Annotated in this window: 18 protein-coding genes; 13 read left to right on the top strand and 5 right to left on the bottom strand. The window is 38.3% G+C overall.

Translation table 11 applies throughout. The annotated features are described in order from the left end of the window. Positions 1 to 87 precede the first annotated feature (87 nt). The gene (locus FHS59_RS02230) at positions 88 to 1,134 is read left to right on the top strand and encodes a hypothetical protein (protein WP_184492781.1); all 1,047 of its coding nucleotides are present in this window, start codon (positions 88 to 90) and stop codon (positions 1,132 to 1,134) included. A 106-nt stretch (positions 1,135 to 1,240) separates the two neighbouring features. Here the strand turns inward: FHS59_RS02230 and FHS59_RS02225 are convergent, their stop codons facing one another. Further along, positions 1,241 to 2,053 carry a hypothetical protein gene (locus tag FHS59_RS02225; RefSeq protein WP_184492780.1) on the bottom strand — a complete coding sequence of 271 codons (813 nt, stop codon included), beginning with the start codon at positions 2,051 to 2,053 and terminating at the stop codon, positions 1,241 to 1,243. Between the two features lie 403 nt (positions 2,054 to 2,456). Here FHS59_RS02225 and FHS59_RS02220 point away from each other — a divergent pair, with 403 nt between their 5' ends. The 7 genes from FHS59_RS02220 (at position 2,457) to FHS59_RS02190 (ending at position 6,031) form a co-directional block, all read left to right on the top strand. Next, positions 2,457 to 2,786: an ArsR/SmtB family transcription factor gene (locus tag FHS59_RS02220; protein WP_184492779.1), complete on the top strand. Its 330-nt coding sequence runs from the start codon at positions 2,457 to 2,459 to the stop codon at positions 2,784 to 2,786. After that, positions 2,776 to 3,234 (top strand): SRPBCC domain-containing protein, encoded by a 459-nt coding sequence (locus FHS59_RS02215; protein WP_184492778.1) that lies wholly within the window; start codon positions 2,776 to 2,778, stop codon positions 3,232 to 3,234. The genes FHS59_RS02220 and FHS59_RS02215 overlap by 11 nt, the downstream gene beginning before the upstream one ends. Further along, entirely contained in the window at positions 3,231 to 3,731 is a 501-nt protein-coding gene (locus FHS59_RS02210; RefSeq protein ID WP_184492777.1) for an SRPBCC family protein, read from the top strand. Before FHS59_RS02215 ends, FHS59_RS02210 begins: the two co-directional genes overlap by 4 nt. 121 nt (positions 3,732 to 3,852) lie before the next feature. After that, positions 3,853 to 4,242, top strand: a complete 390-nt coding sequence (locus tag FHS59_RS02205) for a VOC family protein (RefSeq protein ID WP_184492776.1) — start codon at positions 3,853 to 3,855, stop codon at positions 4,240 to 4,242. Between the two features lie 11 nt (positions 4,243 to 4,253). Then, positions 4,254 to 4,631, top strand: coding sequence for a nuclear transport factor 2 family protein (locus FHS59_RS02200; protein WP_184492775.1), 378 nt, complete (start codon positions 4,254 to 4,256; stop codon positions 4,629 to 4,631). A gap of 48 nt (positions 4,632 to 4,679) precedes the next feature. Beyond that, the gene (locus FHS59_RS02195; RefSeq protein ID WP_184492774.1) at positions 4,680 to 5,504 is read left to right on the top strand and encodes a sialate O-acetylesterase; all 825 of its coding nucleotides are present in this window, start codon (positions 4,680 to 4,682) and stop codon (positions 5,502 to 5,504) included. A gap of 65 nt (positions 5,505 to 5,569) precedes the next feature. After that, entirely contained in the window at positions 5,570 to 6,031 is a 462-nt protein-coding gene (locus tag FHS59_RS02190) for a hypothetical protein (protein WP_184492773.1), read from the top strand. Positions 6,032 to 6,239: 208 nt separating this feature from the next. Here FHS59_RS02190 and FHS59_RS02185 read toward each other — a convergent pair whose 3' ends face one another. Continuing rightward, on the bottom strand, positions 6,240 to 8,723 hold the full coding sequence (locus tag FHS59_RS02185) for a S9 family peptidase (RefSeq protein WP_184492772.1): 2,484 nt from the start codon (positions 8,721 to 8,723) through the stop codon (positions 6,240 to 6,242). Between the two features lie 25 nt (positions 8,724 to 8,748). Next, a complete protein-coding gene (locus FHS59_RS02180; RefSeq protein ID WP_184492771.1) occupies positions 8,749 to 8,919 on the bottom strand; it encodes a hypothetical protein in 171 nt (56 codons plus the stop codon). Between the two features lie 45 nt (positions 8,920 to 8,964). On the opposite strand from FHS59_RS02180, the gene FHS59_RS02175 reads away from it, so the two are divergent. Further along, positions 8,965 to 9,837, top strand: coding sequence for a UDP-2,3-diacylglucosamine diphosphatase (locus FHS59_RS02175; RefSeq protein WP_184492770.1), 873 nt, complete (start codon positions 8,965 to 8,967; stop codon positions 9,835 to 9,837). 1 nt (position 9,838) lies between these two features. Continuing rightward, the gene (locus FHS59_RS02170; RefSeq protein ID WP_184492769.1) at positions 9,839 to 10,960 is read left to right on the top strand and encodes a glycosyltransferase family protein; all 1,122 of its coding nucleotides are present in this window, start codon (positions 9,839 to 9,841) and stop codon (positions 10,958 to 10,960) included. A 12-nt stretch (positions 10,961 to 10,972) separates the two neighbouring features. Here FHS59_RS02170 and FHS59_RS02165 read toward each other — a convergent pair whose 3' ends face one another. Both FHS59_RS02165 and FHS59_RS02160 read right to left on the bottom strand, forming a co-directional pair. Continuing rightward, the gene (locus FHS59_RS02165) at positions 10,973 to 13,237 is read right to left on the bottom strand and encodes a M56 family metallopeptidase (protein ID WP_184492768.1); all 2,265 of its coding nucleotides are present in this window, start codon (positions 13,235 to 13,237) and stop codon (positions 10,973 to 10,975) included. Continuing rightward, a complete protein-coding gene (locus FHS59_RS02160; RefSeq protein ID WP_184492767.1) occupies positions 13,234 to 13,602 on the bottom strand; it encodes a BlaI/MecI/CopY family transcriptional regulator in 369 nt (122 codons plus the stop codon). Before FHS59_RS02160 ends, FHS59_RS02165 begins: the two co-directional genes overlap by 4 nt. Before the next feature lie 297 nt (positions 13,603 to 13,899). On the opposite strand from FHS59_RS02160, the gene FHS59_RS02155 reads away from it, so the two are divergent. The 3 genes from FHS59_RS02155 to FHS59_RS02145 all read left to right on the top strand — a co-directional run bounded on the left by FHS59_RS02155 (position 13,900) and on the right by FHS59_RS02145 (position 19,029). Continuing rightward, positions 13,900 to 15,552 (top strand): glycoside hydrolase, encoded by a 1,653-nt coding sequence (locus FHS59_RS02155; protein WP_184492766.1) that lies wholly within the window; start codon positions 13,900 to 13,902, stop codon positions 15,550 to 15,552. A gap of 230 nt (positions 15,553 to 15,782) precedes the next feature. Beyond that, positions 15,783 to 18,455, top strand: coding sequence for an MGH1-like glycoside hydrolase domain-containing protein (locus FHS59_RS02150; protein WP_184492765.1), 2,673 nt, complete (start codon positions 15,783 to 15,785; stop codon positions 18,453 to 18,455). After that, on the top strand, positions 18,427 to 19,029 hold the full coding sequence (locus FHS59_RS02145) for a ribonuclease HII (protein ID WP_184492764.1): 603 nt from the start codon (positions 18,427 to 18,429) through the stop codon (positions 19,027 to 19,029). Before FHS59_RS02150 ends, FHS59_RS02145 begins: the two co-directional genes overlap by 29 nt. Positions 19,030 to 19,160 lie beyond the last annotated feature (131 nt).

Here is a 19,160-nt window from a genome sequence, read left to right as displayed (position 1 = left end):
GAATTTTCTGCAAAAATAGTTTTGACAACTTGATAATTAATTAGTACGTTAACTCTCTAATTATTAGTTCTTTTTAAACCCAAAACCATGAAAGCCAACCTCCTTTCTTTTTCACTGTTCCTATTCTTATCCAGCTTACTTTTTTCCTGTGATAAAGAGGAATTTCCAGACCCTACTCCTGATCAGAATCCTTCCTTAGACATCTATAAAGATCGCTTTATAGCTGAGGCAAAATCAAGAGGTTTTAATCTGGATTTATCCAATGTGGACATTGTATATTTAGAGGAGGATATAGTCATTGGTGGTGAATCTTTTTGTGGTTATGGTTTTCAACAACATCCTGTTACTGGCAAAAGAACCGTCTTAATTTCAAAAGTGAGTAGATGTGGATGGTCCACCCAATCTGATCTGCAACGGGAAAGGTTCTTTTTTCATGAAATTGGACATGCTTTTTTAAATCTCGATCATGATGATTCATTTCTTTGTGATGGTAATCCAACTTCTCTAATGCATTCCAAAGTCAACCTTTATGATTATTATGAAAATGATTCTGATCTTAAAGAATATTATTTAGATGAACTATTTGACAGATTAGCCTCAGAACAAAAATGTATCGCTGATCTTCAGGATTGGGAAATAAACCCTGTTTTTTTCAAACATCAAACCGAAGATGATTCTTGGTTTTTTTACAATTCAAACGGAAGCTTCTCCGGAGAAAGAATCAGCCAGAACTCAACCAACTCGCTCGTTATTTCTTCAGTTGAAGGTAAAACTTCTACAGAAACTGGATATTGGTTTACCCAAATATCCAATCCAAATATTCCCAAGGGAGCTAAAGTAACTGTCCGGACAAAAGTTAATTCTTCCGGATTGAAAGGGCCTGGAGTAGCAATTGCACTTCGGGTTTATGAGTCACGACTCTTTAATGATGGAGCCAAAACCGTTGAATCAATTTTTTACTCGACGGAAGACAATCCTGTTTCAGGAGAACTTACGAATCAGATCATTGAGGTTACACTTCCAAGTTTCACAAGAAAAACAGAAATCATTATTCCTTTTGCAGTAATTCTTCCTGGAACTGAGGGGGAAGTACATTTTGATGATTTTGAAATAATTGTAGAAAAGCAGGATTAAACGAGACAGAGTCACTAAAATTCATGTCTGAGGAAATGACAAAAAAAATCCGTGTGATTCAATTCACACGGATTTTTAAATTTTATTGCTTTCCTATCTAGCTTACTTAGTCTTTCAAAGTAACAGTTCTGGTTACTTCATTAAATCCACCTGGGATCAAATTTCCATCAGCATCCAACAATTCCAATTTGATCGTTGCCTCGCCTTTTGGAAGTCCTTTGATGATGTAAGGAGCCCATTCAGTAATCATGAATTCCTGACCGTTGATGGTTGCTCTAACCTTGTTTCCAGTTTCTGAAAGTGTGGTATTCAAAAGGAAGAAATCCAACATCAAGTTCTCGGTATCAGCTCCTGCATATTCACCTTTTGGACGGCTATAGATCATGGTTGGTTGTTCCAAATCAACTCCCATATCATCGCCAGCTTCTCCAACAACAATCTTCTTAGCCACAAATGAATTCGCATTCTTAACTGACTCGTGGTAAGATCTGCTCAAAAATGCAACCACGTAATGTGTTCCAGCAGTCATCTCTTTCTTGAATTCCGGCTCATAGTGAGCTGAGTAAGGATCGTTATCTACAATGAAGTGAATGTGCTGTCCATTTCCTGAATTGGCTAGGTTCGCAGCCATTCCATTCTTCTCAGTCTGAGCTCCGAGTTCATAATCTCCTACCTCAAATGCAAAATCAACTTCTCCTGCCTGTGGAACAGACATTCCAGATGGCTTAGTCATTTTTAAAGATGAACTGGCATAAGTAGGTGAATCTGTAAACTTCTCGATTGAAATTGTGGCTGGCGTAGTTTCAGCGCTCATTTCAGTTTCAGCTCCCATTGCCTCCTCATTTTCTGTGCTTTTTGTACCGCAACTTGCAGCCATTAATAATACCGCCGCAGCTGTACCTAATATTTTAACATTCATAATTTTCGGTTTTTGAAATAAGTTCTTTTTCATTTTCTAAAATTTGCACAAACGCTATTCCAGTACTAGTAAGAAAAAATACCGGGTCGATTTGAAAGTAATTTCAACAGTTTTTAAACCAACAAACTTTGATTTTGATTCATTAAGACGCGAAAATACTCAAGGTGATTCCCTTTTTTGAGATTTTAGGCCAAATTTTAAACAAATAATTAAAAATCATTTACAAAGTATCTTTATTCCAATCACTTAATTCAAGGATTGCTTTCTACCTCCTCCTGCGTCATTTTTCCCAATATTGGGGAAGATATTTCCAGCTTTTCGGTCACGGATTTAAAAAAAACTAGAAAATCATTTGCGAAACCAAACGGTTGCTTATATTTGCAACCAATCAGTTTCATAAATAATGCGAAGAGATATTTTCCAAGCGATTGCCGACCCTACAAGAAGAGCCATCATCGCCTTAATTGCCATTCAGGCAATGACACCCAATGCCATCGCTGAGCAGTTTGATACAAGTCGTCAGGCAGTTTCCAAACACTTAAAAGTGCTCCATGAATGTGAGGTCTTAAAACAGGAGCAAAAAGGCCGTGAAATTTTCTACAGTCTTGAATTGGAAAAGATGAAAGAACTAGACAATTGGCTAGACCAATTCAGAAAAATCTGGGAATCGCGTTTTGACAACTTGGATGCCTACCTAGCTAAAATTCAAAAAGAAAGAAAAAATGACAAGTGAATCAACAAAGAACCGTGAGATGCACATGTTTCGGGTTCTAAATGTACCAATTGATCTGGTTTGGGAAGTTTGGTCAAAACCTGAGCATATCTCACAATGGTGGGGACCGTCTGGATTTACCAACACTATCAAAACCATGGAATTTAAAGCCGAAGGTGATTGGATCTTTATCATGCATGGCCCAGATGGCAAAAATTATCCAAATCATTCCATTTTTAAAGAGATCATTCCTTTCAAAAAGATTGTATTCGAGCACTTCAATCCTCACTTCATCACCACAGTCCTATTTGAAGCAAAAGGAGATAAAACCGAAATGGATTGGACGGTTGTTTTAGACTCGGAAGAAATCCTTCAGGCAGTCATCAAAAACCATAACGCATTGGAAGGACTAAAACAAAACGGCGAAAAACTTCAAAACTATCTTTCACATAAATTCAACGTATCATGAGCCTTCCACTTCAATTCGACTTTATTGTCAATAAAGGAACTCAAACCGTTCACGTCACACGTGAATTTGCCGCAAACCTGGATTTGGTTTGGGAAGCTTGGACCAACCCTGAAATATTAGATAAATGGTGGGCTCCAAAGCCCTATAAAAATGTCACTAAATCCATGGATTTCAGAGAAGGTGGTACCTGGCTTTATTATATGGAAAGTCCAAAAGGAGAAATTCACTGGTGCAAAAATGATTACAAAAGCATCAATGCAAAGAAAAGCTATTCTGGATTGGACGCATTTTGTGATGAAAATGGAGTGACTAGTACTTCTATGCCTAGAACTCTATGGACCAATACTTTTACGGAAAATCCAAACACAACTACCGTTTACATAGTCGCGAAATATGAAAAACTTGCTGATCTGGAAATGGTCATCGAAATGGGTTTCAAAGAAGGATTTACCATGGCATTGGGAAATCTGGATGAGGTCTTAAAAAAACTTTCTTAAGCTATTTTTTAGAAGGGAATCCAAATATTTGATTCCCCTCTATTTCTAGTAAGACTATTCTTTGCTGGATTTTCTATTGAAATGGGTAAATTGAAAGAGTCCAAGCTTTGAAATCACGTCCATGGAAACGTCCACTGCCTTTGCTCCAGAACTTTATATTCCTCGGGGAACACTCGATATTTCTTTTTACCAAAAGGCCTTCGGTGCCAAGGAGCATTTCCGTTTTAGTAATGAAGATGAAAGTATCCACGTGGTAGAATTAGCGATTGAAGGAGCCATTTTTCATATTCATGAAGCTATGCCGAATAGCTTTTTTAAATCTCCAGACACCTTGAATCATTCCACCGTTTGCATCGGATTATTTGTGGATGATGTGGCAAAGGTTTTCAATTCCTGTGTAGCAGCTGGAGCAAAAATCATCAATCCTGTCACCGATCATGATTATGGCTACCGTCAAAGTATGATTCAGGATCCTTTTGGTCATTTATGGCAGATTCAAAAGAAAATTTAATATCTATCCCAATGGACTTACAGGAAAACAAGAAAAACGCAATCGCATTTTACAAAACCGCTTATTTCGGAGAGCCAAAAAAAGCAGTTGAGCTTTACGTCGGAGCAGAATACATCCAGCACAATCCGGCAGTTTCTAATGGAACAAAAGGCTTTATTGATTATTTCACCAAAATGCAGAAGGAATATCCCGATAAGAGTATCGAATTTGTCCGAGCCATAGCAGAAGGCGATTTAGTCGCTTTGCACACACATCAGATTTGGCCAGGAAATGATCAATATGTAACCATGGATTTTTTTAGATTTGATCAAAACGGTAAAATCTGCGAGCATTGGGATGCCATACAACAGATCCCTGAAAAATCCGCCAATCAAAATACCATGTATTAATCTCTGGCTCTTTTGAAAGCATACCCGAAACCCTCATACTCCTTTTAAATGAAACTATTACGTCTGTTTGCGATCCTTTTATCCATTTCACTTCTAGCTTCCTGCAATAAAAAAAGTGAGAATAACCAATCTCAAAAATCCGAAACAGAGAATTTTCATTTATACCTGTTAATGGGTCAATCCAATATGGCGGGAAGAGGCCAAGTTGAAGCAATCGACACACTCTCTCATCCCAAAGTTTGGATGCTGGATTCTGCTATGAACTGGGTTTTAGCGAAAGATCCGATGCATTTTGACAAGCCGGTTGCTGGTGTAGGACTTGGTCTTACCTTCGGAAAAATCATGGCGAATGAAAATCCATCGGTAAAAATAGGCCTGATCCCAACTGCAGTTGGCGGTAGTTCCATCAATGCCTGGTTTAAAGATTCCATCCATAATCAAACCAAGACTTATCCTTATGATGACATGATTGCCCGGGCTAAAAAAGCTTTAAGCGATGGAACATTAAAAGGGATTTTATGGCACCAAGGTGAGTCTGATACAGGAAATGAAGAATCCATTGCCAACTATCCTACAAAGTTCTATGCCATGATGGACTCACTTCAAAAGGATTTGGGAATAGAACCTGTCCCAATTGTCATGGGTGAAATAGGTCATTTTTTCTATGGAAAAGCTCCTTTGGCAAAAAACATAAATGACACATTTTCCCAGATCGCCAGCGAAAATCCTTGCATTGATTTTGTGCGTTCGGATGGATTAAATCACAAAGGAGACAGCACTCATTTTGACTCCAATTCCTACCATGTTTTGGGCATGCGCTATGCGGAAAAGATGATAGACCTTCAGAAAAATTGCCTAAGTGAGTCGAAATAGTCTAATTAATTTTTTAATTTCAATTGGTAAATTTTAAAATTCAATGGACTAAATTTCAACTGTTTATGAAAAATATATTTGTTATTCTTTTAAGCTTCACATTTTGCTCTGAAGTCCTATCTCAGGATTTTAAAGAATTAAAAGATACGAGTCATGCTTGTTCTTCCGTGAATCCAGCATATAAAAACGGGGAAGCTCTTGATTATTTTCATGTGGTGGAAGTGATGCCAAAACCATCTCTTTCCTTTGATTCCATTGCTGAATCGCTTCAAGAAAAGATCACCCATTCACCTGAATCTACCGGAAATATCACATTCCAAACTTTGATCAACTGTGATGGAAAAGCTGGAGACTATCAGTTTTTGGCTTGCAGCCCATCAGATTCTAACACTTGTCGTCAAGTTTTGGAGTTTTTTCAAAATGAAGTCAGTTGGCAACCGGGAATACAAAAAAGTAAAGCTGTTGACGTTTTGATACGCATAGAAGTTGAAATCGAAAAAGAAGGAATCAAAGTCAGAAGATTCTAAAATTTAATTATCCGAAAAGATGTCAGGAACCTTAGATCCTTTGCTTATCTGGTCGGAAGACAGAAGACAGAAGAGGCGTCAATTAAAAATTTTAATTTAATCTTGAATGCCTTAGCTTCTTTATTGGTAGAAAAGCAGTTAGACATATTCAAAAAAGGTCCGATTCTAATAAGAACCGGACCTTTTTAATGAAATCATAGATTAAAACTTACTTCGTTTGTGCTTTTTCCCGCTGGAATTCCAGCATATCTACTGGCGGCGGAGTATTATCTCCAAGCAAATGCTGAACAAAATAATCCCCCATTCTCCAGAAGAAATATTCCGTCATATCCCCATAGCCATGGCGCTGTCCAGGTAACATCACAAAGTCAAAACGCTTCCCTGCTTTGATCAAAGCATTCGCCATTCGGATGGTATTGGCAGGATGCACGTTATTATCAACATCTCCATGAGAAAGCATCAAATGTCCTTTTAGATTCTTTGCCAAATCAGGATTCTTTTCGATCTGATAAACAAACGTTGTATCACCTTTCGGAGAAATCTGCTCTTTTACTCCATGGTGCTTTTCTGACCACCAACGGTTGTAGATATTGTTTTCATGGTTTCCGGCCGAAGAAACTGCCACCTTGAAGATATCCGGATAAACCAACATGGCTGCAGTAGACATAAATCCACCACCTGAGTGACCATGAATTCCAACTTTTGACTTATCGATGAAATCATGACGGTCTGCCAATTGCTCAATCGCAGCTTTTTTATCTGCCAAACCATAATCTCTCAAATCTCCATAACCATAATTGTGATACCACTTGGATCTTCCTGGATGACCACCTCTATTTCCCAATGTGATAACCACAAAACCGAATTGTGCCAATCGATCCGTACGATCCAATCTAGCAGAAAATGACTTATCCACTGCTTCAGTCTGAGGACCTGGATATACGTACTCGATGATTGGATACTTTCTGGTTGAGTCAAAATCAAATGGCTTATACATGACACCATACAAATCCGTGATTCCATCGTCAGCCTTGAAAGTAAAAGGCTCTGGGAATTGATATCCTGCCGCGAAAAGCTGAGAAAGATCTGCAGTTTCCAAATCCATCACTTTGGCACCAGATCTATCTCTTAATTCAGAAACTGGAGTGGTATTAACTCTGGAATAAGTGTTTACAAAATAGCTTCCTGCATCGTTCATATCGGAGGAATTGTTAAAATCACCTTTGTTCAAAAGGGTAATTGCACCACCATCCAAACTCACAGAATATAAATGCTCGTAATAGGGATCTTCTCCTTTTTCACGACCATTTGCTACGAAAAACAATCTTCTTCCTTTATCATCCACTCGCTCCACTCGGTCGGTGTGGAATGCCCCGGAAGTCAATTGTCTTTTAAGCGTTCCATCCTTGCCATAAAGATAAAAATGTCCCCATCCGTCTCTCTCTGACCAGAATATCAATTCATTTCCACCATTTACCAACTCAGGTCTGCTTAGATCAATGTAGGTATTGCTTCGCTCCTCGATTACCACTTCTTTGGTTCCAGTGGACAAATTCCATCTTACGATATCAACTTTTTTCAGATCTCTGGAAGTAATTCCAAAGTAAAATTCATCCTCATCTCCTAACCAAGTTGCAGCTCTGAAATCATCATCTCTGGCATTGGCTGGTGCTGGCGTGGACCAAAGAGAAATTGTCTGATCTTTGAAAGTTGCTACAGGCAAATTCTTCAGCTCTTCGGTGTCAAAAGAAAAATGGTACAAGTATGAGATTGGCTGCTCTTTTTCACCTGGCATGGCATACTTGTATGTTTCCAGAGTTGGTCTAGGATCACGGGTATTATGCAAAACCCAAAGGTCTTTCACTTTACGGTCATCAGAGCGAGTAAATACAAATTGAGTAGAAGCCTCGTTCCAGAGCACGCCTACTCGCTTTCTTTTATCTTTATTTTTTTCTACTTCGACATTGTCCTCTCCTCTTCCGCTAAAGCCATATCCAAAATCCTCTTCTCCGTCTGTCGTCAATTGATGCTCTACTATGGAACTGTCTTTTTCATCTTTCACTGCCTTGAGGAAGTTTTCTTTATCCATCCAGTAAAGATTATTCTGCTTCGCAAAAACTACTTTGGAGGAATCGGGAGAAATAGATGCCCAAGAAAGACGTTTTGGATCTTCTTCAGCATCGGTGATTTCTACCAATTGCTGATTGCCGATATTGTATTGAAACACAAAAGTCTTCTTCTCCAAGGAGTCTTTTGCATTCTTATTCTTTTCCTTGATCTCAGCCCAGTCCTTTTTTAAAACCTCCTCGGTTCCTTTGATCTTGAATCGAATGGTGTTTTCATCCTCCATAAATTTCAGATCATCCAAATCCAGATGTTGTCCGTCTACCGGATCCTTCATGATTTTGGTGATTTCCATCGCCAGTTTATCCTTGTCAAAAAGCGTTGTTTTTGACTTCCTCACAGGATCTACCAAATACCAATTGTTGCCTTCACTGGTTTTGTATTCATACCAGAACCGATCTGACTTTTTTAACCAGTGCGGAGATACCGAAGTGGAAAAAACCATTTTGCGCATTTTCTCCGGAGAGAATCTCGCTGCAAGCTCATAATTGCCTGGATAGACTTTTTCCTGAGCAATAGCTCCGGAAAAGACCAGGAAAAATGAAGAAATAAGTAAGAGTTGTTTCATAGGGTTTACATTTGAAGCATTAAAGCTAAATCATAGAGATTTCTAATTGACCACCATTAATGTAAAAAACAGGGAATCCAGAATCCTTAATTAACTCTCTCTCAGCCATCAGGATTTTTAATATTGGCTTAATTATTTGGTCACAATTATTCGAAATCTCCTCAGAATCATATCCTTTTGATAAAACCGATTTCATTTTTAGTTGATTTTAGGTGTATACCTTTCAATCAAAAGCTATCGTGTGAAAACCAAATTCAAAACAATCGTCATTTCCGATGTGCATTTGGGCACCAAAGGATCAAAAGCCAAGGAAGTTTCCCGCTTTCTGAAGCAATATGAATGTGAAAACCTGATCCTCAACGGAGATATTATTGACGGTTGGCAACTTAAAAAATCTGGCACCTGGAAAAGAAGACATACTCGATTCTTCAATAGGGTGATAAAAATGATAGAAAACAGTAATACCAACGTTTTCTATCTCCGAGGGAATCATGATGATTTTTTAGAACAAATTCTCCCTTTGCAAATAGGCAAGCTTTCCATCCAAATGGATATGATTTATGAGAGTAATGGGAAGAAATATTTCATCACTCATGGAGATGTTTTCGATAGCATCACCACGAACCTAAGATGGATTGCATACATCGGCGATGTAGGATATACTTTTTTGCTCTGGCTCAACAGGGTGGTCAATTATTACCGTTTTAAGAGAGGCCTACCCTACTTTTCTCTTTCCAAATATGTCAAAGGGAAGGTCAAATCAGCAGTTTCTTACATCGATCAATACGAAGTGGAATTAGCTAAAATGGCCAAAGTAAAGGGCTGTGACGGCATCATTTGCGGCCATATTCATAAAGCTGAAATGCGGGAAATTGATGGAATTGAATACCTGAATTCCGGCGATTGGGTAGAAACCATGAGTGCTTTGGCAGAAGATCATGATGGCAACTGGCAATTGATTTATTACAATGAAATCAATTTCAAATCGTCTGAAGATCATATTATTTCGCCTTTTCCATCTGAGAACTCACCTCAGATTTATGGACCTTTTAGAGAGGTTTCTTTCTCCAAACGGGATGATGAAGATTTAGACAATCCTGCTATCCGGCTCTAAGATGAAATTCTTATTTATCGTTCAGGGTGAAGGTCGCGGTCACATGACCCAGGCCATTGCGTTCTCAGCATTATTAAGGCAAAATGGACACGAACTCTGCGGAGTAATTGTTGGAAAAAGTAAGAGAAGATGCATTCCGGATTTTTTTATCCGTGAAGTTGGAGCCAAAGTCCAGCCTGTGGAAAGTCCCAATTTCGTAACTGATAAATCAGAAAAGCGGATCTTGATTGGAAAAACCATTCTTCATAACCTAAAGAATGCCCCGGTATTTATCCAGAGTTTAAATCAAATCCACGAAATAGTACTTGAAGAAAATCCTGATATCATCCTCAATTTCTATGATCTTCTGGGAGGACTTTACAATTTGATCTATCAGCCAAGAGCTAGTTATTGGGTGATAGGTCATCAATATTTAATTGAACATCCGGAATTCACCTTTGCCAAATCCAAGGCTTTTGCCAAGCAATGTTTTCAGGTAAACACCTGGTTGACAGCTTTAGGTGCAGAAAAAAAACTGGCACTTTCATTTCAAAAACTTGAGGAAAGTAACAACCCAAAATTGAAGGTCGTCCCTCCCCTATTGAGATCTGAAGTAAAGAAACTTGAGGTGAGTTCTAGAGATTTTTTCTTGGCATACATGGTCAATTCCGGATATGCAGAAGAAATCATTGCTTTCGCAGAAAAGCATCCTCATATAAAAATAAAGGCTTATTGGGACAGAAAGGATGCGAATGAAACAGAGAATCCTCTACCCAATCTTTCATTGCACCGGGTGCATGATAAACATTTTCTTCAGGACATGGCATCTTGCAGGGGTCTAGTTTGTACGGCTGGATTTGAATCGGTGTGCGAGGCTATTTATCTGGGGAAACCCGTGATGGTCATCCCTGTCAGAGGACAATACGAACAGGCCTGCAATGCCATAGACACCGAAAAGTCCAAAGTGGGAATTGCATCAGAAAGTTTTGACTTTTTAAAAATAGAGCGATTGATCCAATCAGGCTTTCAGGCAAATGCGGAAATAAAAGAATGGAATAATTCCTGGCCAAAAATTCTCCAAGAAGTGATCCCGGAAACAAAAATGACCGAGCCAGAATATCATCTAACTCAGTCATTTTCATAAATATTTTTCTACTTAACAACCTGCAAAAGCTCGCTGCTCAGGAGTAAGCTCATCCAGAACTTTGAAAGACAAAACACCGCTTTCTACCATTGGGATGTAAGGGAAATTGACACGCTTCACCTGTCTTCTTTGGATAGGATTCAAAGTCAAATATTGCTCTTGCATCGCATTGAATAACTCAAACATATAAGCCCGCTCCTTCTGGGATTTATTCGAATATTTCCTCCCTTCCATTCTCATCCATTCGTACTTTAGAAATAATTGATGATAAGCACCTACTTTATCATTTGAAACTTTTGGAGAAGGTGGCAATTGACTTTTTTCTTCTTCCGTCAGATCTTCACTTAATTTATAATAAACTCCATTTTCTGATTCTAATTTCACAAAAGGTGCATAGGGATGAATCGGACGCTTAGTTGTCTGCTTAAGCTCCAAAGGAATTCTATAATATAAACTTCCCAGTTCTGAGAACCGAGCAAGTAACTCTTGCTGCTCAGCTTGAGACCGATTTATAAAATGAGGTTGAAGATTTCTATCTAGTTCATAAATCTTAAGTTTCTCTTGATATTCTGCCACAGGAGAATCGTTCTTTTTAGGCCATGGCATACCTCTATTCACTTTATTTTCAGATGGGTAGAGATATAGCTTATCTTCTTTGGTTAATGGATCTGTAAAACCTGACCTAGGCCCATAAGTTTTTTCATAGCCTTCTTCAGTATAAAGGTGCACCTGATGTTCTTGTGGAAACCTTTCAGACCGGGCATTGGTATGAACAAAGCTATTGAAGACATGAGCTATATCAGAATGCTTTATCTTTTCCAACTCGGTATTTTGAATATGTTTTCCATCAAGCCAAACAGCAAAATTTTCCGGATTCTTCCATGACTCAAATTCTTCAGTTGATGGGGAAGATTTTTTAGGGGGAGGTGGAGGTGGTACCAACATCTTCTTTTCTTGTTCTGAAAGCATTTTATAGGTCTTCTCTTCAAAATCTCCAGATTCATTTTCGACAAAAAATGTTGCGTTTTTATAATATTGATCTCTATCTGAATTATTTACAATCGGGCTCAGGTTAAAAACTTTAGTTGCTGCCAATTGTATTTCTCCAGTCGAGGATTGATACTTCACTTTATTTATACCACTCTCTCTCAAAACCCTCTGAAAATCCTGAATTACTCCCATCTTCACTTCTGAGTTGGCAAAGATGTTTATAATGGTATGTTCACCGTCCAAGTTTTCAAGAATATCTGGCAACTGGGAGATTTGATAGTTTTTGCCTTGATGAAAGAATGTTCCATCACTGTTTATTGTAAAGTCTTTTTCAATTTCATCTGAAAGAAGCACTTCTTCCTGACCTTCAACCTCTGGCTCTTGATTTGCCTCCACCTTCTCACTAAACACATATACCAAGGCTCCCAAAACCGGGATCAATACGAGCATTTTGATCCATTTCTGAAATGGATTTGATTGTTGTTTCATCATTTTCAACCGTTTTTTAGTGAGAGAAAAATTCAGATTACTTACCAAGGAAAATCGAACTTCCTGACTTGCCAGAGCAAGCAACATCTTTTGGTAGGTATAAAGTGAGGTGGTTTTCAGCGCCTTTTGATCGGCAATAAATTCATGGTTTAGGCGAATAGCCTGTTTTGCCAGATACAATCCCGGGTGAAACCAAAATGGAATCAGCAAGGCCTCCAGAAATAAAATATCATAGCTATGCCCTTCTTTTACATGGGTATATTCATGTTCAATGATTGCATCTGCCAATTCTCCATTTTCAAAATCTGTTCTAGGGACAAAAACATACTTCAAAAAAGTATAAGGTAGTGATGCTTTCGGTAGCAAAACCAGTGTCATTTCCTTGTAGGTAACTTTCAAATTTTGCTGCACCTGATCCATCAGTACTTTGATATTCCTGATAAAACGGATCAGTAAAACCAGAGTTATCAATCCATAAATTGACCATAAAACTTCATTCCAAGGAAATGGTTGATCAGGAGTTTGCGCTGTTTCAACAATCAAATTTTCCTGTGGAAAGCTTTGTGCCGGAAAGACCAACTCCTCTGAAAAAACTGTTTCAGTAATTTCAGGATAGGTTATTTCTTCTTTTTCAGCGGCAACCTCAATCGAATTGAATGGAATGATGAAAGAAAAGACCACTGCACCCAAAAGGAAAAACCGGTTGAACTGATGCATCACTTCCCGCTGAAGAAACAATCGATGAATCAATAGCAGAATTACTAAGCAAAGCATGGATTTTAAGAGATATTCCATCATTTCTTCTTGGTTAGTTTGTCTTCAATAATTTCTTTTAAAGCTTCCAGTTCCTCTTCGGTAAAGTCTGCCTTTTTGGTGAAAAATGAGGCAAATTGAGCGGGGGAATCATTGAAAAAATTCTTGATCAAGCCTTTCATATGCTTGTTGAAATAGTTTTCCTTAGAAACTAGTGGGAAGTATTGCCGAAGCTTCCCTACAGAATCATAACCAACGAATTTTTTTTCCTGCATTCTTTTGAGCAAAGTTGAGATGGTCGTTGCAGCCGGTTTTGGATCAGGATATTCCTCTAATAAATCTTTCATAAAAGCTTTTTTCAGCTTCCATAAATGATTCATTAATTCTTCTTCTGTTCGAGATAGTTTCATTCCTAAAAGAGTTTTTACTTCTACAAATGTAGAACATTATTTTAATTCTACAAGTGTAGAACAAAATTTATATCCTTTTAGAATTTTATTACACATAAAATTTCATTGAACCAGAGAAATAACTCAAATTTCTGTTGAAATATCCAATAAAAATTACTGCCAAAAAACACTTTCATAATCAAATTATATTTAAATTAAATCAAATTTTTTAGAGGCATAAATACCTACTTAACAATCTAATTTTCAGGTACTTTTAATGATTTTAAAATTATTATTAACTCTTAATTTTTAATTGAAATGAGAAATCTAAAAATTGAATGTAGACTTTCAAAATTTGACATTATTGTTGAAAATGAAAGTAGTCCGGATGAGCCCTATTTATGGGCCTTTTATATCAGGATTGATGGTCGGAACATCAATGTTTTCAAACCTGAGGAATCTTTTGTCACATTACATAATGCCGCAGGTAGCCATGGAAATCTCGGGCCAGCTAGTGATGACGTTGAGAAAGAAGATGCACCATTGACTATTCCAAGCAAGATTGGTAAATGGAATACCGAATTAGATACGATGGGGACACTGTTTCCTCAATTAGTACCTTATTGTATGGTTGCTATTTTAGTAATTGCTATTGAAGAAGATGCAGCACCTTCTACATCAAAAATGGAAGAAGCCCGCAAAAAGCTCAAATCTAATCTCCAATCCCAACTCAATGCGGCTCTTATAAAAGTCATCAAAGACCAAAAAATTGATTTAAAGAATCTTGAGGCGTCCATTTCTTACGATAAATTAATGAATGGGATTACTGGAATATTGGCTGGGGATATTATTGCCAATGCAATAGCAGGTTTACTTATCAATCCATTGTTTTTTTTAGGAACTGATGCCGATGATTTTATAGGGTATGATATTGCAGGTCCATATATGATTGGGGAAATCTTAAGTTCGGCTACGGAAAAAATTGATTTCAATTTATACTTGGCTCAAAATGGAGCTAATTTCGATGGAAAATACAAAGTCTCAGGTTACATCAAAATTACTGACCCTGTACAATATGCCAATGCCGCTGTTGTTCAGTACTCCAATTCAATTTCTGTAATAGGAAGAGCTGCCAACGTAGACAAGTATTTTAGATCCTATTCTGAGAATTCAGGATCAAGTTGGTCCGGCTTTAAGAAAATAGGAGAAGGTGAGTTTATTTCATCTCCTGCAGCAGCTTTATCCGCAGATGGAAAAAAACTTCATGTTGTCGGTCTAGGTAAAGACAAGAAATTTTGGAGAGCTTATTCTCCTGATGGTGGAAAGAACTGGAATATTGCATGGACACCTATTCTAAATGGACTTTTTACTTCATCACCTTCACTCAGTATTAGTGCAGATGGAAATAAAATCTATTTAATAGGAAAGGGAAATGATAATAAAGCTTGGTTTGGATTCTCCAAAAATGGTGGGTCAAATTGGACGGGTTTTTCACCTATTGGAGCAGGAGTTTTTCTTTCCGGACTATGCACATGCTGTTCTGCAGATGGAAATCAAATTTTTGTATTTGGCCTTGGTAAAGATAGAAAAATATGGCAGGCCTCCTCTAATAATGGCGGAGCATCTTGGTATTTAGCTTGGAAACCTCTTACATCTGGCCAGTTCTATTCCTCACCATCTGCTGTTTGCACTCCAGACGGAAAAAGAGTCGCTGTATTTGCACGGGATAAAAACAATCGCTTTGCAGCTTGTTATAGTGCGAATTATGGTCAAAACTGGTCTATGTGGAACCAATTTGACAATGGGTCTTTTATTTCTTCACCAAGTTCATCTATAGCCCCAGATGGAAAAAAAATCACTTTGGTAGGAATTGGGAACAATATGAACCTGTATTTTTTGAAAAGCTCAAATTTTGGCTTGACTTGGTCAAGCAAATGGACGCGAATTAACAATACTGACACATTTTGCTGATTTTCTAAGTATTGCTTTCCCTCTTCGAAATAACAATTTTAAACTTCTACCAAGTCTTATTTTATTTTTGAAGAGGGATTTTTATTTAGTGAGAATGTCTTCTATTAAAAAAATTATACTTCCTATTGCTAAATGAAAAATAAAAATGCAATTCTTTAAACAGATGCCTGAAAAATAGCCCATTATCCGAGGAAAATCATAATTTCGAAGTTCGCTCATTTGATAATGACATGATTGCTGAAAAATTACGATTACAAGAAGATAGGGAAAGGATAAAGCATTGGAAGAAGTGGGGACCGTACCTGACTGAAAGACAGTGGGGAACAGTTAGAGAAGACTATAGCCCTGATGGTTCAGCATGGGAAAATGTCACGCACGATGAAGCCAGAAGTAAGGCTTACCGATGGGGTGAAGAAGGCATTGGAGGGATTTCTGATTACAAACAAAAATTATGTTTGGCTTGGGGTTTTTGGAACGGAAAAGATCCTTTTATTAAAGAACGACTTTATGGAGTGACCGGAAATCAGGGCAACCATGGTGAAGATGTAAAAGAGATCTATTATTACCTGGATTCCACCCCGTCACATAGCTATATGAAGATGCTTTATAAGTATCCTCAAGCAGAATTCCCCTATAAAGAACTCCTCGATGTCAACCTCAAAAGAGGAAAAACCGATCCAGAATATGAGTTGATCGATACAGGTGTTTTTGACAAAGACGAATACTTTGACATCTTTATCGAGTATGCCAAAAACGATGTAGAAGACATTGTTGCATCTGTCACCATCCACAATCGAGGCCCAGAAAAAGCATACCTCTGCGTTATGCCAACGCTTTGGCTCAGAAAAACCTGGTTTACCGGCCATGAACCATTCCTTCCTAGGTTAAGCAAAATCGATGAAAATACCATCCGGGCTTATAATCCCAAATCCGGTAATTACACCATTTCATTTGATGGTGAGCCTGAAATCAAGTTTTGCGACAATGAAACCAACCGGGAGAAAATCTACCATATCGGGAATGAGAAAAAATTCCTGAAAGATGCCATCAACGATTATGTGGTGGATGGAGATACCAAACACTTGAATCCTGAAAATTTCGGTACCAAAGCGGCTGCGATTTACCATCTAGAAATTCCTGCTGGCGAAAGCCAAACCATTCAACTTCGCTTAATGCACCAGCACATCGAATCTCCTTTAGAGGTTTGCGGTGAAATATTAGAAAAAGCGAAGCAAGAAGCGGATGAATTTTATGCCGAACTACAGGAAAGGATTCCTGATGATGACATGAAAATGATCCAGCGTCAGGCATTTGCAGGAATGATGTGGTCAAAGCAATTCTACTATTACGATGTAGAAAGGTGGCTGGAAGGTGATCCAGGGCGCTATGTTCCTCCTGTTTCCAGGAAAAAAGGAAGAAACAGCAATTGGAAACACCTCCAAAACTACGATGTGATTTCAATGCCTGATAAGTGGGAATATCCCTGGTATGCTGCTTGGGATCTGGCATTTCATTGTATTCCTATTGCCAGAATTGATCCTGATTTTGCTAAAAACCAACTCTTACTCTTGCTGAATGAGTGGTACATGCATCCTAATGGACAGATCCCAGCTTACGAGTGGAATTTCTCTGATGTGAATCCTCCGGTACATGCCTATGCGGTACTCCGTGTTTATCAAATTGATAAAAAGGCAAATAACGGAAAAGGAGATTTCGAATTTCTGGAAAGAGCCCTTCACAAGCTGATGCTGAATTTCACTTGGTGGGTCAATCAGAAAGATAGTGATGGCCAAAATATCTTTGAAGGAGGCTTTTTGGGATTGGATAATATCAGTGTTTTTGACAGAAGTCATGCACAGCGGTACCAAGGAAAATTGGAGCAAGCAGATGCGACTTCATGGATGGCGATGTTCTCACTTAATCTCCTAAGAATCAGCCTTGATCTATGTGAACACAATAAAGTCTATCAGTTTACTGCTACCAAATTCCTTGAGCATTTCTTATACATCGCCGGAGCTATGAGCAATATCTCGGCAGAAGGAATTTCCCTTTGGGATGACGAAGACAATTTCTTTTACGATGTCTTCCATGTGCCAGGGAAAGAATCTAAACGAATGAAAGTAAGATCCATCGTAGGTTTGATTCCACTCTTTGCAGTGGAGCCAATCCGGGAGGATCTATTTGATCAACTGCCAGAATTCAAAAAAAGGCTGGAATTTTTCCTTAGGGAAAAGCCGAAATTGGCAGCCTTGGTGTCCAGTTGGATTCAACCAGGATTTGACAGAAGACGTTTATTCTCGCTTTTGAGAGGTCATAGAATGAAAAGTATTCTTCAGAAAATGCTTGATTCTGATGAATTCTTGAGTGAATACGGAATCCGATCTCTTTCAAAATATCACCTGAATAATCCTTACACCATGAAAATCTCTGGGGATACGCTATCTATCAAGTATACCCCTGGTGAATCAGATACAGTGATGTTTGGCGGCAACTCCAACTGGAGAGGTCCTATTTGGTTTCCTATCAACTTCCTGATTATTGAATCATTGAAGAAATTTGATTTCTACTATGGTGGAGATTTCTCAATTGAATACCCAACAGGATCTGGAAGGTACATGACCATGGATATCATTGCCAAGGAACTTTCCCTTCGCTGCATGAAGATCTTTATGAAGGACAAAAATGGGCATAGGCCAGTTTATGGATATAGTAAAAAATTCCAGGAAGACCCTCATTTCAAAGATTACATCCTGTTTTATGAGTATTTCCATGGGGATTCAGGATTGGGACTAGGAGCATCTCACCAGACAGGATGGACTGGCTTGGTAGCAGAGATGATTCACAAGTATTACAAAATAAGAGAAGATAAGGAGCATGACTCTAAAACCCTTTTTAGAAGCTAACCGAATCGAAGCAGGTTGTGATGAAGTGGGAAGAGGATGCCTTGCAGGGCCAGTAGTGGCTGCAGCGGTAATTCTTCCCACCAATTATTCCAATCAATGGATCAATGACTCCAAAAAGCTGGGAAAGAAACAGCGGGAAGATTTGATTGAAGAAATCAAAGACAAAGCCCTCGCATGGAAAATCGCTGAAGCTACGGTAGAGGAAATTGATAAAATAAACATTCTCAATGCTTCTTTTCTGGCAATGACAAGAGCTGTGAAAGGTTTAACATTGCTTCCTGAGCACTTGCTCATAGACGGAAACAGATTTAAATCCGATCTGAAAATTCCTTTCACATGTATGATCAAAGGAGATGGAAAGTATGCCAGTATTGCTGCTGCCTCCATTTTGGCAAAAGTTCACCGAGACAAATTCATGGAAGACTTGGCTGAAAAATTTCCCCATTATGCCTGGGAGAAAAATGCCGGATATCCGACCCAAGCCCATAGAAAAGGAATTCAAGATGAAGGTCCTTGCCTATGGCATAGAAAAAGTTTTCAGCTTTTGCCTAGGCAATTGCAACTTGAACTCTAAGTGATTTTGAAAAAATCCGAAGATTAAGAAGTAGGGAATCATATCTATTCAAGGGCTGAATTCCTCCACTTCTTAAGATTCAAAAAACTTAAATCATTCTTTCTAAAATCCCAATTCAAAAAAAACACAGC

Origin of the sequence: Algoriphagus iocasae (genome assembly GCF_014206875.1) — a bacterium.
Taxonomy (GTDB): Bacteria; Bacteroidota; Bacteroidia; order Cytophagales; family Cyclobacteriaceae; genus Algoriphagus; species Algoriphagus iocasae.
Note: the sequence above shows the minus strand (reverse complement) of the source record. Positions and strands in the feature narration are given on the sequence as shown.

What these genes read in the sequence shown, in the direction of transcription:
- FHS59_RS02190 (WP_184492773.1), top strand. Translation starts at nt 5,570, where the DNA reads ATGAAAAATATATTTGTTATTCTTTTAAGCTTCACATTTTGCTCTGAA.
- FHS59_RS02220 (WP_184492779.1), top strand. Translation starts at nt 2,457, where the DNA reads ATGCGAAGAGATATTTTCCAAGCGATTGCCGACCCTACAAGAAGAGCC.
- FHS59_RS02185 (WP_184492772.1), bottom strand. Translation starts at nt 8,723, where the DNA reads ATGAAACAACTCTTACTTATTTCTTCATTTTTCCTGGTCTTTTCCGGA.
- FHS59_RS02225 (WP_184492780.1), bottom strand. Translation starts at nt 2,053, where the DNA reads ATGAATGTTAAAATATTAGGTACAGCTGCGGCGGTATTATTAATGGCT.
- FHS59_RS02215 (WP_184492778.1), top strand. Translation starts at nt 2,776, where the DNA reads ATGACAAGTGAATCAACAAAGAACCGTGAGATGCACATGTTTCGGGTT.
- FHS59_RS02180 (WP_184492771.1), bottom strand. Translation starts at nt 8,919, where the DNA reads ATGAAATCGGTTTTATCAAAAGGATATGATTCTGAGGAGATTTCGAAT.
- FHS59_RS02160 (WP_184492767.1), bottom strand. Translation starts at nt 13,602, where the DNA reads ATGAAACTATCTCGAACAGAAGAAGAATTAATGAATCATTTATGGAAG.
- FHS59_RS02200 (WP_184492775.1), top strand. Translation starts at nt 4,254, where the DNA reads ATGGACTTACAGGAAAACAAGAAAAACGCAATCGCATTTTACAAAACC.
- FHS59_RS02155 (WP_184492766.1), top strand. Translation starts at nt 13,900, where the DNA reads ATGAGAAATCTAAAAATTGAATGTAGACTTTCAAAATTTGACATTATT.
- FHS59_RS02195 (WP_184492774.1), top strand. Translation starts at nt 4,680, where the DNA reads ATGAAACTATTACGTCTGTTTGCGATCCTTTTATCCATTTCACTTCTA.
- FHS59_RS02145 (WP_184492764.1), top strand. Translation starts at nt 18,427, where the DNA reads ATGACTCTAAAACCCTTTTTAGAAGCTAACCGAATCGAAGCAGGTTGT.
- FHS59_RS02170 (WP_184492769.1), top strand. Translation starts at nt 9,839, where the DNA reads ATGAAATTCTTATTTATCGTTCAGGGTGAAGGTCGCGGTCACATGACC.
- FHS59_RS02230 (WP_184492781.1), top strand. Translation starts at nt 88, where the DNA reads ATGAAAGCCAACCTCCTTTCTTTTTCACTGTTCCTATTCTTATCCAGC.
- FHS59_RS02150 (WP_184492765.1), top strand. Translation starts at nt 15,783, where the DNA reads ATGATTGCTGAAAAATTACGATTACAAGAAGATAGGGAAAGGATAAAG.
- FHS59_RS02210 (WP_184492777.1), top strand. Translation starts at nt 3,231, where the DNA reads ATGAGCCTTCCACTTCAATTCGACTTTATTGTCAATAAAGGAACTCAA.
- FHS59_RS02165 (WP_184492768.1), bottom strand. Translation starts at nt 13,237, where the DNA reads ATGATGGAATATCTCTTAAAATCCATGCTTTGCTTAGTAATTCTGCTA.
- FHS59_RS02205 (WP_184492776.1), top strand. Translation starts at nt 3,853, where the DNA reads ATGGAAACGTCCACTGCCTTTGCTCCAGAACTTTATATTCCTCGGGGA.